This window comes from Coriobacteriaceae bacterium (assembly GCA_025757745.1).
Classification (GTDB): Bacteria; Actinomycetota; Coriobacteriia; order Coriobacteriales; family Coriobacteriaceae; genus Collinsella.
On record CP107217.1, the window covers coordinates 1,625,496 to 1,640,122 of the forward strand.

The 14,627-nt window shown below is 63.6% G+C and carries 16 protein-coding genes and 1 pseudogene; 6 read left to right on the top strand and 11 right to left on the bottom strand.

Going from position 1 to position 14,627, the window contains the following annotated elements; translation table 11 throughout:
- Positions 1-42: 42 nt before the first annotated feature.
- From OGM60_06990 to OGM60_07025, 8 genes are all read right to left on the bottom strand, one after another.
- Positions 43-339 (bottom strand): Txe/YoeB family addiction module toxin, encoded by a 297-nt coding sequence (locus tag OGM60_06990; GenBank protein ID UYI98636.1) that lies wholly within the window; start codon positions 337-339, stop codon positions 43-45.
- 2 nt (positions 340-341) lie between these two features.
- Positions 342-593, bottom strand: a complete 252-nt coding sequence (locus OGM60_06995; GenBank protein ID UYI98637.1) for a type II toxin-antitoxin system Phd/YefM family antitoxin — start codon at positions 591-593, stop codon at positions 342-344.
- 175 nt (positions 594-768) lie between these two features.
- Positions 769-1,779 carry a hypothetical protein gene (locus tag OGM60_07000; protein ID UYI98638.1) on the bottom strand — a complete coding sequence of 337 codons (1,011 nt, stop codon included), beginning with the start codon at positions 1,777-1,779 and terminating at the stop codon, positions 769-771.
- On the bottom strand, positions 1,776-2,462 hold the full coding sequence (locus OGM60_07005; protein UYI98639.1) for a response regulator transcription factor: 687 nt from the start codon (positions 2,460-2,462) through the stop codon (positions 1,776-1,778). Before OGM60_07005 ends, OGM60_07000 begins: the two co-directional genes overlap by 4 nt.
- 112 nt (positions 2,463-2,574) lie before the next feature.
- On the bottom strand, positions 2,575-3,414 hold the full coding sequence (locus OGM60_07010; protein UYI98640.1) for an ABC transporter permease: 840 nt from the start codon (positions 3,412-3,414) through the stop codon (positions 2,575-2,577).
- Complete coding sequence (locus OGM60_07015; GenBank protein ID UYI98641.1) at positions 3,414-4,247, bottom strand: bacteriocin ABC transporter permease; 834 nt, start codon at positions 4,245-4,247, stop codon at positions 3,414-3,416. Before OGM60_07015 ends, OGM60_07010 begins: the two co-directional genes overlap by 1 nt.
- Positions 4,244-4,957 carry a lantibiotic protection ABC transporter ATP-binding protein gene (locus OGM60_07020; protein UYI98642.1) on the bottom strand — a complete coding sequence of 238 codons (714 nt, stop codon included), beginning with the start codon at positions 4,955-4,957 and terminating at the stop codon, positions 4,244-4,246. Before OGM60_07020 ends, OGM60_07015 begins: the two co-directional genes overlap by 4 nt.
- Positions 4,958-5,012: 55 nt before the next feature.
- Positions 5,013-5,150: a hypothetical protein gene (locus OGM60_07025; GenBank protein UYI98643.1), complete on the bottom strand. Its 138-nt coding sequence runs from the start codon at positions 5,148-5,150 to the stop codon at positions 5,013-5,015.
- 187 nt (positions 5,151-5,337) lie between these two features.
- On the opposite strand from OGM60_07025, the gene OGM60_07030 reads away from it, so the two are divergent.
- From OGM60_07030 to OGM60_07055, 6 genes are all read left to right on the top strand, one after another.
- Positions 5,338-5,940 carry a hypothetical protein gene (locus OGM60_07030; GenBank protein ID UYI98644.1) on the top strand — a complete coding sequence of 201 codons (603 nt, stop codon included), beginning with the start codon at positions 5,338-5,340 and terminating at the stop codon, positions 5,938-5,940.
- A gap of 54 nt (positions 5,941-5,994) precedes the next feature.
- Positions 5,995-7,422, top strand: a complete 1,428-nt coding sequence (locus tag OGM60_07035) for a DUF6273 domain-containing protein (GenBank protein UYI98645.1) — start codon at positions 5,995-5,997, stop codon at positions 7,420-7,422.
- A 491-nt stretch (positions 7,423-7,913) separates the two neighbouring features.
- The gene (locus tag OGM60_07040; GenBank protein UYI98646.1) at positions 7,914-10,250 is read left to right on the top strand and encodes a heavy metal translocating P-type ATPase; all 2,337 of its coding nucleotides are present in this window, start codon (positions 7,914-7,916) and stop codon (positions 10,248-10,250) included.
- A gap of 152 nt (positions 10,251-10,402) precedes the next feature.
- Entirely contained in the window at positions 10,403-10,624 is a 222-nt protein-coding gene (locus tag OGM60_07045; protein ID UYI98647.1) for a heavy-metal-associated domain-containing protein, read from the top strand.
- A 51-nt stretch (positions 10,625-10,675) separates the two neighbouring features.
- A complete protein-coding gene (locus OGM60_07050) occupies positions 10,676-10,945 on the top strand; it encodes a metal-sensing transcriptional repressor (GenBank protein ID UYI98648.1) in 270 nt (89 codons plus the stop codon).
- A 146-nt stretch (positions 10,946-11,091) separates the two neighbouring features.
- Positions 11,092-11,565 (top strand): hypothetical protein, encoded by a 474-nt coding sequence (locus OGM60_07055; protein UYI98649.1) that lies wholly within the window; start codon positions 11,092-11,094, stop codon positions 11,563-11,565.
- Between the two features lie 108 nt (positions 11,566-11,673).
- Here OGM60_07055 and OGM60_07060 read toward each other — a convergent pair whose 3' ends face one another.
- The 3 genes and pseudogenes from OGM60_07060 to OGM60_07070 form a co-directional block, all read right to left on the bottom strand.
- Positions 11,674-12,564: an amidohydrolase family protein gene (locus OGM60_07060; protein UYI98650.1), complete on the bottom strand. Its 891-nt coding sequence runs from the start codon at positions 12,562-12,564 to the stop codon at positions 11,674-11,676.
- Positions 12,542-12,838 (bottom strand): annotated as a pseudogene (locus OGM60_07065) (amidohydrolase family protein). The gene OGM60_07060 and the pseudogene OGM60_07065 overlap by 23 nt, the downstream one beginning before the upstream one ends.
- 500 nt (positions 12,839-13,338) lie before the next feature.
- Positions 13,339-14,415 carry a hypothetical protein gene (locus OGM60_07070; GenBank protein ID UYI98651.1) on the bottom strand — a complete coding sequence of 359 codons (1,077 nt, stop codon included), beginning with the start codon at positions 14,413-14,415 and terminating at the stop codon, positions 13,339-13,341.
- Positions 14,416-14,627 lie beyond the last annotated feature (212 nt).

Consider the following 14,627-nt stretch of genomic DNA (forward strand, 5'->3'; position numbering starts at 1 on the left):
GCGGAGATGATGTCGATGAGGGTCGCGTACAGCGTCCAGCCGTTATCGCACCCCGTCATAATGCGTCCACATGCGAACGACCTTGACCGCACCCTCATAGAGGGCGCCGTCCCTCTCAATCTCCTCTTTGATTACTTCGTAAACGAAGCGGTGTTGCAGGCTGATGCGGCGAGAGTAGAGGCCAGATAGATTGCCAACGAGGGCCTCATAGCGCGGAGGAACCTTGAAGGGGTCCTCCCGCACTGCCGCGACGAGCGCCTTCGCCTTGCCGGCAAGCCCCGCCGCCTTGAGCTGCTTTGCATCCTTCTGGGCCTGCTCGGTGAACACGACAAGCCACATGGCTACCAGTCCAGCGCGTCTTCGGTGGCGCAATTCTCGACCGGCTCCGCCTTCCCTGCAACAATCGACTCGGCAACGCCGGGAACACCCATGAGATAGAGCGTCTCCTCGATAGAGGCCCACTCATCCTCTCCGACGAGCACGGCACCCTTACCGCGACTGTTCGTGATGGCCACCGGAGCGCAGTCCTCGTTGACGCGCGCGATAACGTTGTACAGGTCCTTGCGTGCCGCCGTTGCCGTAATAGAAGTCATGCGGCCTCCCTTCCCAAAAGCGTACGCTTTTACGTACGTCTATGGTAAGACGGAGAGACAAGGGTGTAAAGTCCCCTCGCTGCGCACGCCCACATCCGATATGGATGAAGAGTCGGCTGGGGCAGTCAGGCATCCCCGTCAATCGGTTCTATTTCACTGTTGCGCACTTCGGAGCTTAGCCTCGCGAATCCGCATCGGGTTCCGACCGCCCCTCGCCGTCCCGCTCGTCCTCCCGCCAGGCGGCGATGATGTCGATGAGGGCCGCGTCCAGGCGGTGGGTGGCATCGAGGATGGCGCGGGCCTCGTCGGCCTGCTCGCCCCGGAGCCGCCCCTCCTCGAGGTCGGCGGCGAGGAGCTCGGCGTTGCCCTGGATGAGGGTGAGCGGGGTCTTGAGCTCGTGGGCGAGCGTCTCCATGCGCTCGCGCCGGGTCTCCTCGGAGGCCATCTGCTCCTCGAGCGAGCGTTTAAGCGAGACCCGCATGCGCTCCATCGCGGCGAGCACGTCGTCGACCTCGGCAACGTCGCTCGTTCCGACGGGCCTGTCGAGGTCGTCGGCGGCAACGGCGTTCGCCGCCGCCACGAGCGGCTCCATCTTGCGCGTGAGCACGCGCGCGGCGCGCAGGGCGACGAGAACGACCATGAGAACCGTGCCGATGATGGTCGAGGCGAGCCAGAGGTCCTGGGGGTTCGGCCAGGACGCGTCCCGTGCGCGGTCGGCCCAGTGGGGCATCATGTCCCAGGAGATTGCCGCCCAGGTACCATCGGCGAGCTTCACGGCCGCCACCCGCGCGTACGAGCCGGACGAGACGTCGGGGCCGGGGCGGGCGGACGTCTCACCGGCGGCAGCTGCGGAGGAGACCGACGTCTGGGCGCTGGCGAGTGCCTCCTCCCCCATGTCTGAGAAGAGGACGCTGCCCACGGCCGAAAGCCGCGCCACGCGGTATGCGGTGGAGAGCGAGTCGGGATCAAGATGACCCGCCGAAGCGATGTCGCCGACAGTCTCGTCCGCATGGGTCGAGCCCCAGTCCGCCGGGAGCACCTCGCCGCGCGCCATCGCGCCGAAGAACAGTGCCCAGGGCCCGCCCACGGTCAGCAGCGCCCCGAACAGGACGAGGGCGAAGTAGCGACCGACTACGAGGGCAAGCGGGACGCGAATGCGGCCGTCCAAACCGCGAAGACGGCTCATCTCCCCGCCTCCCACTTATATCCGACACCCCACACGGTGGCGATGGGGTCGACGCCCGCAGCCCGGAGCTTGGCACGCGCCTTGCCCACGTGGACCGAGACGGCCGCGTCATCCGCCTCGCTCTCCCAGCCCCGCACCGCCTCGCGAATCTGCGACCGGCTGTAGGCGCGACCGGGATGCTTGGCGAGAAACTCGCAGATGCCATATTCGGTAGGCGTGAGGGGGACGGGCGCGCCGGTCGAGCCGTCGGGAGCTGTCACGTTGAGCTCGCGCGCCCCGAGGTCGAAGCGTGCACGTCCGAGGTCGAGCACGCTCCGGCGCACCCGGCGCTCGCGGCGGAGCGACGCAGCCACCTTCGCGCGCAGCTCCGCCACGCCGAAGGGCTTGCGCACGTAGTCGTCGGCGCCGAGGCCGAGGCCCAGCACCGCGTCGTCCTCGGTGACCTTGGCCGTGAGGAACATGATGGGCCCGTCGAAGCGGCCCCGGACGAGGCGGACCAGTTCGAAGCCACCGAGACCGGGCATCATCACGTCCGTGAGGATAAGGTCGTAACGAGAGAGATCCATCGCAGGGACCGTCGTTGGGTCGTCGGCGCACTCGACCTTGTGACCGTCGCGGGAGAGAGCCCGCTCGAGCAGCTGAAGTATGGCGCGGTCGTCGTCGACCGCAAGGATGCGGGCCATCACACTCCCCCTCAATAGCGGATTTGCTCGTTCCATCCTAGTTCATGTTACCCGTGCGAGATCGAACGATGGCAGACGCGTGGCGAGCGGAACGGCAGGCACCCCCGCGAGCTCACTCGCCCTTCCTCCCCTCTTCGAAGAAGCCAATCCAGACGAGAAGGACGACAAGGCAAATCGCCGTGACCACCAAGGCAAGGACAGAAGTCACCTCAAGCTGCCATATCACCGCGCGCAAACCCGTATCCGTGGCAAGCCCAAGCTCCACGAGCAGCGACCCCAGCCGCTCCGCCCAGGCGAACGGCACGTAGCCGAGCACACCCGACGAGGCCGCGGTGAGCTCGCCGGTGACAAGCCCGTGCGCGAGGCCGCCCACGGCGAAGAGGGCGCAGGCGAGGCCCGCCGCGCCGACCCCGATGGCGGCGTTTCTGCCGAGGGCGAGCGCGAGCCAGGCCGACGCGACGTAGAGCACGAGCGAGCCCGCCGCCATGCCCGCGGCGGCGCGGGCGTAGACCCCTGCCGAGAACGCGTCGCGCCCAAAGGCACCGATCACGCCGGCAAATGACCCGAGCGCCACCGCCATCGCAATGATGCCGAGCAGCCACAGCACGAGCACGCGCGCGGCGAGGGCGATGCGCCTCGACGGCAACGCGAGCAGGTTGGAAAGGCCGGACGCCTCGCGCTCACCGTCGATATCCAGGCCGCACACGATCGCGACCATGAGGGGCATGAGCGCGCCGATAAGCTGGACGAACGCGTCCGTTCCAAGTCGCGGATCCCACGGCGCCACGCCGAAGTATGCCCCGCAGGCAACGCCGGCGATAAGGCCGCACGCCAGGTGCAGCGCGATCAACGGGGAGCGCTTGAGCCGCACGCACTCCGAGAGCACGGCGCGCCATAGGGACATCCGGGACGTCTGGCCAACGCTCGAGCCAACATGCCTTCCGCTTCCCATCACAGTTCCTCCGATCCCCTGAACCAGACCGCACCGACGAACGTGAGCAGCACGAACGCCGCCGCGCAAACCGCGAGCGCCGCCGCCTGAACAGGCCCGAAGGACCCGATCGCAGCCGCGAGCCCGGGCGACGCCGAGAGCGGCTCGGCCGTGGGCAGCACAGGCAAGAAGGCGCTCGGCATGATGACGGAGGCCGCCGGCGGAAGCGCCCACCACAGGCCTCCCACCGCGGACCACGCGAAGCCCCCGCCGATCTGCACCGCAAGCGGGCCCAGTACGCCAGCGAGCATGCCGACCCGGCAGACAAGGAAGAGCGTCACCGGAATCATCCACGACGTCGCGATGACGCTCGTCACCGCAGCGGCCGCCATCGCGGGAACCGATGGCCCACCCGGGTTCACGACGGCACCCACGAGGTACACGGCGAGTACGCAAGCGTTCGAGAGCGCCGAGAGCGCGAGGCACCAGAGCGCCTTCGCCCACCAGGCCTGTCCGAGCGGAGCCGGGCTGGAGAGCGGCACGTGGCCGCGCAGCCGCGCATCGTAGTTGGCCACGCACGCGGAGATGAGCGTGAGCGCCACGGGCAAGAGCAGCACGTAGTAGTAGTTCCATGCCGAGAACGAGAGCCCGGCACTCATGCCGAAGCGCCCCGAGAGCGGGCCGAAGAGCAACGGGAACGGCAACGCAAGCGCGATGGCGACCTTGACCGGCGCCCCGTGGGAGCTCTTCAGCGCCTCGGAGCGCAGGGCGCGGAAGAGGCCGGGACGGCGCGCTGATCCCGCCTGCGGCACCGGCTTCTCGACGCGCTCGGACACAGCAGCAGACCGGCTCATGCGGCCACCCCCGTCCGTCGGCACACGTCCATGAACAGGGCCTCGAGGTCCTGGCCCCTCTGAAGCGGCGCCTGGTAGGCGAGCCGGCCGCCCGTAATGATGCCGATGTCATCGGCCGTCTGCTCCACCTCACCCAGGATATGGCTCGATACGATGACCGTGATGCCGCGCTTGGGGAAGCTGCGGATGAGCCCGCGCAGTTCCTCGATGCCGATGGGGTCGAGCCCGTTGGTGGGCTCGTCCAGGATGAGAAGCCGCGGGCTCGCGAGCAGCGCGATCGCGATGCCGAGCCGCTGCTTCATCCCCAGGCTGAAGCGCCCGGCGCGCTTGGACCCGGTGTCTTTAAGGTCAACCGTCTCGAGCACCTCGGCGATGCGACCCTCGGGGATGCCCAGCAACGTGGTGCGCACGAGCAGGTTCTCGCGCGCCGTGAGGTTGGGGTAGAGCGGCGGCTGCTCGATGAGCGAGCCGATGGAATACAGGTCGTTTCGACTCCACGGATGGCCATCGACCAGGATCTGCCCCGAGGTGGGGCGCAGCATCCCCGTGACCATCTTGAGCGTGGTGGACTTGCCCGCGCCGTTGGGGCCGAGCAGGCCGTACACGCGCCCCTCCCCCACGTGCAGGCTCACGCCGTCGACCGCCATCTGCGCGCGGCTGCCGCGGCCGAACCGCTTCGTGAGCCCGCGCGTCTCCAATACGTATGCCATGAGAGCCTCCATCCCAAGGATTACTTACTTGCAATTCCTAGGGTGAAGGCCGTTTCTAAAGAAGCGTTAAAGGCCGGAAGATAAACTCACGATAGCTGCCCGGGACAAGGGTCAACTGCAATTGGGGCAGGCCGCACAGCGCCTGCGGGGGCCTGCCGCCGATGTCGCGCATCGTCGGCGTCAACAACGTCATGGCACACAACACCTAGTGCGGACGGCGATCGAAAGACGGTCGCCGCCCGTCTTTCGTCTTCTACCTTCTGCGTCGTAAACGACAATACTCAACGGTATACGTGGGCAGCGCGGCTATCATAGTACCTTATCGATATCCGCACTGCCCACGTATACGCGCGGCAACCCATGCCAGACAAAGGAACGCCATGGATACTACCGATAGCGCCTATGGCGACAAACTCATCCGTCTCGATACGTTCGATACCGCCGTGGCGGTCAACCCCAGCGCCGAGGACGACGCCAAGCGTCGGTTTATGACGCTTATTCTTCAAACGACCCGTCGCAACAACGGCAACATCGGGCACGTACTGCGCGCGACCAACACGAGCGGCGAAGCCTTTGCCGTCAAGCTACTCAAGGACAACGCCATCCTTTCCGGCCAAGCCCTCGACCGCTCCGCCGAGCAATCGGCCGCGCACCTGGCCAACACCGCCGCTCTGTTCGAGGAGTACCGTCATCTGTGTACCGTCTCGCACCTGCGCGGATTTCCGCGCGTCTATGGCTACGGATCGTGCGAGGATGACCCGCTCATCCTCATGGAGTGGGTCGAGGGCACCTCGCTCAAGCAGGCGCTGCCCCTGCTTCCGCGCGACGCCTCGGGCGGGCTGACCACCCAGATGGTCGCCGCCGTCGGAAACGCCGTGCTTCGCGCGCTCTTGATGACCCAGGGGCTCGTGAATCCGGTCGTCCATCGCGACCTGTCGCCTGCCAACATCATGTTCCGCACCACCAGCCGAACGCTCGAGTAGCAGATCGTCGATTGCTCCTTTGACCCCTGCCTCATCGACATGGGCTCCGCGACCATGGCCCTCGGCGACGACACGATCACCCGGCGCGCCGACATCTGGCGCTTTGCCACGCCCGCATACGCCGCGCCCGAGATGCTCACGCAGGATATCGAAGGCATCGCGGCCCTTCGCCGCTCGCCCGCGATCGACGTCTATGCGCTTTCGAGCATTCTGTACCAGCTCTACAGCGGTCGCAAACCGTTTGACTTTGAGTCGACGGACGCCGCTGCAACCGGCTCGTTCTATCTCGTAAAGACCAAGACCAAGCCGGCACCGCTCGAGCCGCGATGCAATGACGACGAGGCGCTCGTCCAGATCATCATGAAAGGCATCTCAGTCGAGCAGTGCGATCGTCCCACCGAGCAGCAGATGCTCGAGGTGCTCTCGGCATACCTCACCGATGCCAAATCCGAGGGCTGCGAGGGCGTAGGAGACGAGGCCGCAATTGATACCGATTCCGGCACGCACCTTAAGGTCGACGTCGCCGGCGAGCGCGTGCGAGAGGTCTTGGAGCAGGCCCGGCACGATGCCATGACCCGCCGCCGCTTTATTATCGGTAGCGTCGTTGCAGCCGTTGCGGGGCTCAGCGTCATTGGGGCGGCGACCCATGGCTTCGGCATCCCCGACTACCTGGACGGCATCCGCGGTACGCTTGACGACTACACCTGGGATCAGCTGAAGGAGATTTCGCTCAAGATTAAGGCGGCGAAGAGCAACGCCGAAGCTCGCAAGATCGCCAAGCGTTATCATCTGCTCGACGACGACGGCCGTATTCCCTACCCGAGCACCAAGCGCGTTACGCTCACCAACGGGCTGGAGGTCGGGGCGCAACTCGTGGGCATTCTTCACGACGACCTGGCGGATACCAACGGCAAGGCCGGTCTGTCATTTATCTTTGACGCAGGTATTGCCGAGCGCGATGCCTCAGAGCACCCGCTCAACGGTGGCTGGGAAGACTGCGAGCTGCGCACATGGCTCGATGAGGACGGCATTAAGCTGCTTCCCAAGGAACTGCAATCGGTTATCAGTCCGGTCAAGAAGATCTCGAACAACGTCGGCGCCACCAAAAGCACTTCGTGCCTGAGCGAGTTGCCCGCGACCCTTTGGCTGCCCGCCATGGTCGAGCTGTGCGGAGTGCAGCCGCCCGAGTCATTTGCCGAGGACTTTCACTACCTGGCCGACATCTATAACGGCGAGGGCAAGGAGTACCAACTCTTCCGCGAGCTCAAGGTGAGCCCGTATTCCACGAACGAGACGATGGTCCGCCAGTGGAAGGGCAAGGACACCTGTTGGTGGGAACGAACGGCGAGTCCCGACACATCGGAGAGCGAAGGCACACTCTATATGAACCGCGTGGGGCACGACGGCGACGTCTTTACGTACGCAACGCCTGCGGAAAAGCCAAACAAGCGAACCTGCGTGATTCCCGGATTCTGCATCTAGGCAGCGGGCGTCTTGCCGTGACGAGACCCCTCCCCGGCAATTGTCTCGATCTGTAACATCTACTCGGCAGATACAGGTCTAGATGTTACAGAACGAGACAAAACCCCAGCCCCGCGAGACAACATCTCAATCTGTAACAGTAAGGGGTTAAAAACCTCTCTAGATGTGGCAGATCAAGACATTTGAGTCGACCGCGGACGGTCTGTCTCGATCTGTAACAGTTAGAGGTCATATTTGCTGCTAGATGTTACAGATTGAGACATTGAGTTTTCTGCCAACTGTTTGTCTTGATCTGTAACAAATACTCGGCAAAACGGGGTCTAGTTGTTACAGATCGAGACGTTTGGCAGAGACGGCCACCGATTGGGCAGCCACCCTCATCTGTAGCGAGATGTCATACATTAATTCTGTACTGGACACCCCCAGGGGGTATGGGTGTATAGTATCGGTTGGTTAACATTTCCGACACTACGTCACAGAAAGGAGAAGCCATGGCTCAAGATACGTTCGACGTGGGCGGTATGACCTGCGCCGCCTGCCAGGCGCACGTGGACCGTGCCGTGAGCAAGCTCGACGGCGTCGAGAGCGTCGCGGTCAATCTGCTCGCCGGCTCCATGCTGGTCGACTACGACCCCGCGCAGGTCTCCCCCAACGATATCTGCGCTGCCGTCGACCGCGCAGGCTACTCGGCCTCGCCCGTCGACGCGGGCGGCGCCGGCCCAAGCGGCAGCGCACAAGCCGGGTCCGGCGCCGCCCATATGGAGTCCCCTACCAAAAAGCTGGAGGCCGCCGCCTCCGTCATGCGCACCCGCCTCATCGTCTCGATCGTCTTCCTCATCCCGTTGTTCTATATAGGCATGGGGCACATGCTCGGCTGGCCGCTGCCCAGCGTCTTCACCGACCACACCCACAGCATGACGCTCGCCCTCACCGAGCTCGTCCTGCTCATCCCTATCGTCTACGTCAACGACGCGTACTTTATCAACGGGTTTAAATCGCTCGCACACGGCGCGCCCACCATGGACGCCCTTATCGCCGTTGGCGCCACCGCATCCATCGCCTGGTCGCTCTACGCCATGTTTATCATGGCCGACCAACTAGCCGCAGGACAGGTCCGCGAGGCCATGATGACGGGCATGGACAACCTGTATTTTGAGAGTGCGGGCACGATCCTGTCGCTCGTCACCGTGGGCAAATACCTCGAGACACGCAGCAAATCCAAAACCGGCGGCGCCATCGAGGCGCTCATTGACCTGGCGCCCAAGACCGCGATCGTCGTGGCCGAGGACGGTACCGAAGCCACCGTCGACGTCGACAGCATCCTTCCCGGCCAGGTGCTGCGCGTGCGTCCCGGCGAGTCCATCCCCGTTGACGGCGTGGTGCTCGAGGGCAGCTCGTCCGTGGACGAGAGCGCGCTCACCGGCGAGTCCATCCCCGTGGAAAAGACCGCCGGCGACACCGTCAACGCCGCCACGGTCAACCGCACCGGCTCGTTTACGTTCCGCGCCACGCGTGTGGGCGCCGACACGTCGCTCGCCAAAATCATCAAGCTCGTCGAGGACGCCAATGCCACCAAGGCGCCCATCGCCCGCCTGGCCGACAAGGTCGCCGGCGTGTTCGTGCCCGCGGTGTTCGTAATCTCTGCCGTAACTTTTGTGGCGTGGATGGTGCTGACCGGAAGCGTCAACGAAGCGCTTACCTCCGCCGTCGCCGTGCTGGTGATCAGCTGTCCGTGCGCACTGGGCCTGGCCACGCCCGTCGCCATTATGGTGGGCACCGGCAAGGGCGCCGAGATGGGCATTCTGTTTAAGAGCGCCGAGGCGCTGGAGAACCTGCGCAGCGTGGGCACCGTGGTGCTCGATAAGACGGGCACGGTCACCCGCGGCAAGCCTGCCGTGACCGATATCGTGGTAACCACGCGCGCTGACGGCTCGCCCGCCATGAGCGAAAAGGCGCTGCTCAAGCTGGCCGCCGCGTTGGAGCGCTCGAGCGAGCACCCGCTGGCCGAGGCGATTATGGCCGAGTGCGAGGCGCGCGGAATCGTCGCGCGCATGGTCGAGGACTTTGCCGCCGCGCCCGGTCGTGGCGTTACGGCGCGCGAAGGGCAAAACGCCATTGCCGCCGGCAACGTGCGCCTGATGAACGAGTTGGGCGCGAAGGTGCCCGCCGGCCTTGCCGAACAGTTCGCCGCCGAAGGCAAAACACCGCTGTTCTTTGCCAAGAACGGCGAGCTTGCCGGCACCATTGCCGTGGCTGACGAGGTCAAGGAGACGAGCGCCGAGGCCATCGCCGCGCTCCGCAAGCTCGGCGTCGACGTGCGCATGCTCACCGGCGACAACCGCGTGACGGCCGAGGCCATCGCCCGCCGCGTGGGACTGAACAGCAAGCAGGTCATCGCCGACGTCCTCCCCGCCGACAAGGAACGCCACGTGCGCGAACTGCAGGATGCGGGCAGCAAGGTCGCCATGGTGGGCGACGGCATCAACGACTCCCCCGCCCTGGCGCGTGCCGATGTAGGCCTTGCCATCGGCACCGGTGCCGACATCGCCAAGGAAGGGGCAGATGTGGTACTCATGCGCAGCGACCTCATGGACGTCGCCCGCGCCATCGAGCTTTCGCGCGCCACGATCCGCAACATCAAGCAGGACCTGTTCTGGGCGCTGTTCTACAACGGCATCGGCATTCCGCTGGCGGCGGGCGTGTTCTTCCCGCTCACGGGATGGCAACTCTCGCCGATGTTTGGCGCCGCGGCCATGAGCCTGTCGAGCGTGTGTGTTGTTTCCAACGCTCTGCGCCTACGAGCCTTTAAGCCCAAGACGGCGCACTGATGCACCCGACCTTGCCCCTCAAACCGTCGCTCGCGTACCCAAGTACGCTTCGCTCCTCTTTCGGGGCAATCTCGGGCACCTCAGCGCACCTTTAAGATGACGCTGTTCACGACTAAACTGTCAGATAATCTCAATCGATAAGGAGTACACCTATGCGATACACAATCAAGACTTCCGGCCTCATGTGCGGCCACTGCGACGCCACCGTCGAGACGGCGTTGCTCAACGTGGCCGGCGTGACCGACGCCGACGCCGATCACGAGACCCAGACCGTCCAGGTGGAGTGCGCCGACACCGTGACCGCCGAGCAGCTCGCCGCCGCTGTCGAGGGTGCCGGCGAGAAGTTCCACGCCCTATCCGTGACCGCCGCGTAGCAGCTACCAGAAGCATTCGACCCCATCGACCAGAAACGAGGACCCGCCATGATGGCAGACCACAAATCGGTGACCCGGATGCTCAAGACGGCACGCGGCCAGATCGACGGCATCTTGCGGATGGTCGATGAGGACCGCTACTGCGTCGATATTTCCACGCAGCTCATGGCAACGCAGGCGCTCATTGCGCGCATCAACGCCGATGTGCTCAAGGCGCATATCGAGGGCTGCGTGACTTCGGCAATCGAATCGGGCGACGAAGACCTCAAGGCCGCCAAGCTCGCCGAGATCGAACGCGTCGTCGACAAGCTCTCCAAGTAATTGGGGCATTGGGGACGGACTGCTTTGCACCTTCTTGGTGCATCGGGGACAGGTATGTTTGCACCACCTTGGTGCAGATTGACCTGTCCCCCTTGCTCTAAATCGGGTATAAAGGCGTGCAGCATATCGAACGAAAGGCAATTTGCATGAATGACTTTATGAAGGGTCGCAATGGCGCCGATGAGCTCACCATCGTAATGGGTTTTGCCGGCATCATCATCGCGATGATCGGATCGATGGCACGCATCCAGTGGCTCAGCTGGATCGCCATCGCCGTCATCGTGCTCGGCGTGCTGCGCGGCCTGTCCAAAAACATCGACGCACGTCGCAAGGAGAACGACGCCTTTGTCGCCGCGACTGCCAATGTTCCCGGCTTGGGCAAGTTCGTCGCCAGCTTGGGCGGCGGCGCTGCAGCGGCCAGCACCTCACGCGCGGCCGGCACCAGCAAGGAAGACTTTGAGCGTGCCAAGCGCACGGCAAAGAAGATGTGGAAGGGCCGCAAGACCACGGCATACCTCAAGTGCCCCAACTGCGGCCAGATGCTCTCCGTCCCCAAGGGCAAAGGCAAGATCCGCGTCACCTGCCCCAAGTGCCATGCCAAGATGGAGACGCGCTCCTAGCCGCCATACCATGGGACAAATAAAAGCCGAGGTCTCGCACTGGGACCTCGGCTTTTTCTAATTATGACAAAAGGATTGCCCCCCTTGTCGCATCGCCATATCGCGCGCTTACGCCACACCGTCGCGGGCCAGCTCCTCGGCAAGCGCTTCTGCCGGCATGGCCATAATCGCGTCGAGCTCGGCATCCACCTCGGGAATACGCTTCACCTTGAGCTTGCGCACCAAATCGCCACGGCACATCACATGCATCGGCTCACGCAGGGCGCACAGGTCATCGAGCGGATTCTTGCGCGTCACCAGGATATCGGCGGCCTTGCCGCACTCGATCGTACCGGTCTCGCCGCCCAGCCCCAGCAGCTCGGCATTGACCTGCGTGGCCGTATGCAGCGCAAAGGCGTTACTCACACCCACGTACTTGGCAAAATAGGCTACCTCGCGCCACATGTCGTACTGTGTCACAAACGGGCAGCTCGAGTCTGTGCCCAGGCCCACCTTAACGCCAGCTTCCAGTGCAGCACGGGCGCTCTCGATGATGCCCGAACACACGATATCGCCGTTCTTCTTTTGTGTATCGGTCGAATGGGTCTTTTCCGGGTCGAGCAGCACAAACGGCAGCGCCGGGCTGATAGTGCAGGTAACGCTGGGTGCACGATCCTCAAGCTGAGTGCCCGCGGCGCCGCGGTACAGTTCCAAGATCTCGGGCGTCATCGGGGCACCGTGCTCGATCGTATCGACGCCGGCCTGAAGCGCAGCCTTCACGCCCTCGGTGCTCTCGACATGAGCCATGACCGGCAGGCCCACCTCGTGCGCCGCTTTGCACGCCGCCGCGGCAACCTCGACCGGCATGCGCAGCACGCCCGGCTCGCCCACCTCGGTAGCGTCGAACACGCCGCCCGTCACGAACAGCTTGATGACATCGGCACCGCGCATACAGGTCTCGCACCTGCTCGGCTGCCTCGACGGGGCTGTTGGCCACCTGGGCGAACAAGCCCGCGCCATGGCCGCCCGGCACCGTGACGCCCGTTCCCGGCGCTACCAAGCGCGGACCCTGATACTTGCCGGCGTCGATAGCGTCGCGCACGGCAATGTCAGCAAACAACGGGTCGCCCGCGCCGCGCACCGTGGTCACGCCGCTTGCCAGCTGCTGCTGGGCACTGCCCTTAAGAATGTGGCGCACGATGGCGCGCCCCACGGGATTATCGAGCTTCTTCATCAGCGCGCCCGCATCGCCGGCCGAGACAGGCTTGCCCGAGCCGCACAGGTGCACGTGCATATTGATGAGACCGGGCATGAGATACGCACCGCCCAGGTCGATAACCTCGGCACCCGCGGGCGCCTGCGCCACAGCACTCGGCCCCATCCAGGTGATGACGCCGCGCTCAACAGTCACGGCCATATCGGGTTGCGGCTCCATATGCTCCGAACCATCCAGAATGGTCGCATTGATAAACAACGTGGAACGATCGGCAGATGCCATATCGAGCTCCTCCCTCACGATTAACTTGAACATTTGTCCATTATCACCTAGTCCCGCTGGATTGCTGCAGACGCATCGGTTAACGGAAGAAAGAGGGGATGTGGGGAGACGGAACACGTTGCAGTCCCACCCCAGCGACACCAGGGAAATGTCTCGATCTGTAACAGGTACAGGGTTATTAGGCCCCTTGATGTTACAGATCGAGACATTCGGTCGACGTTTCACCGGCTTGTCTCGATCTGTAACAATTACGAGCTCAAACAACCTCTAAACGTTACAGATCGAGACAAAACCTCTCAGCGCCCATACCACTGGCATCTCCACTCCTCAGCCAATTCAACCTGCCGAGGAATACCCGCCAGCCTCATTTTCTCGATCAGCTTCCCCGGATTCTTGAGCTCATCAAACGTAAACCGAAGCACCTTATGCCCGAGCATTGTCAGATGAGATTCCCGCTGACGCTCTGCCACGAATGGGTCGACCGACTCCCGACCCTCGCCGTTCCGCAAGGTATACTTCCCCTTTCCGTCGAGCTCGCCGATGACACACGTCCCGTCCTCGAGCCGCCAAAAATAGTCGACGCGAAACACCTGGCTCGGATCGAGCGGGTCGCGAAACTCCACCTGCAGCTCCGGAACCGGAAAGCCGTACGCAATAAAGAATGCTCGGAACCGAGACTCGCCGCCGTTTTCAGACAGCCCGTCCGCATACGACGCAATCACCTGTGCCCTGCGATACCCTCGCCTGCCCTCGCAATCGGCGCGGAGGCGCTCGCACAAATCCCCACGTGATACGCCTTTCGCCCGCAGTGCAGAATCGGCAATCGCCAACCCGTAGGAGAACGGTGCACGCAGTAGGCAATCCTCCACCGTGCGCCAAAACGACGTCACCTGCACGCCGTCGACTTGTTCAAGTGCGCCCGCCGCCTGCGGACGCAACAGCCGACATCCTGCACTCAGCGGCACCGAGCAACCTGTCTTAACAAGATATCGTGGCCCAAGCAGATCATTCGGCACCTCCAGACCCCACAAAAGTGCCGCGTCATAGCCCCAAAACGCCCAATCGGGATGAAACTCCGCAAGCCCTTTGATGGCCCGCAGCGCTCGCTCCGTCGGCGTCAGCGCATCCCAGTCATGTTGAAAGCAGAACAAATACGGCTCGGGTTCCGCGATATCGTCGGTTCCAACATGACGCCGCAGCCACATGAGCTCGGCATTGTCATGCGTTGCGAGCAGCGCACCTTGCTCGGTCGCCTCCGTGAGTCGCGCGAGCATCCTATTCCGCGCCAACGTGTTGCGAGTCGTATGCTTGTGCTTGAAAACGGTATTAGACACTTCCATCACCACCACATCGGACAAATGGACCATCGTCACCGTTGCCTCCACCGACAAACGTCTTGATCTGTAACAAGAAGAACGATTTTTGGACTGTAGATGTTACAGATTGAGACATTCCCCCCAGCCAGGTGCCAAACGTCTCGATCCGTAACAGTAAGACGTTCTTCAGGCCCCTAAACGTTACAGATTTAGACAAACCAGCGGCGCCCAAGCATTCGTCTCGTTCTGTAACAGGTAGACCGGTTTTT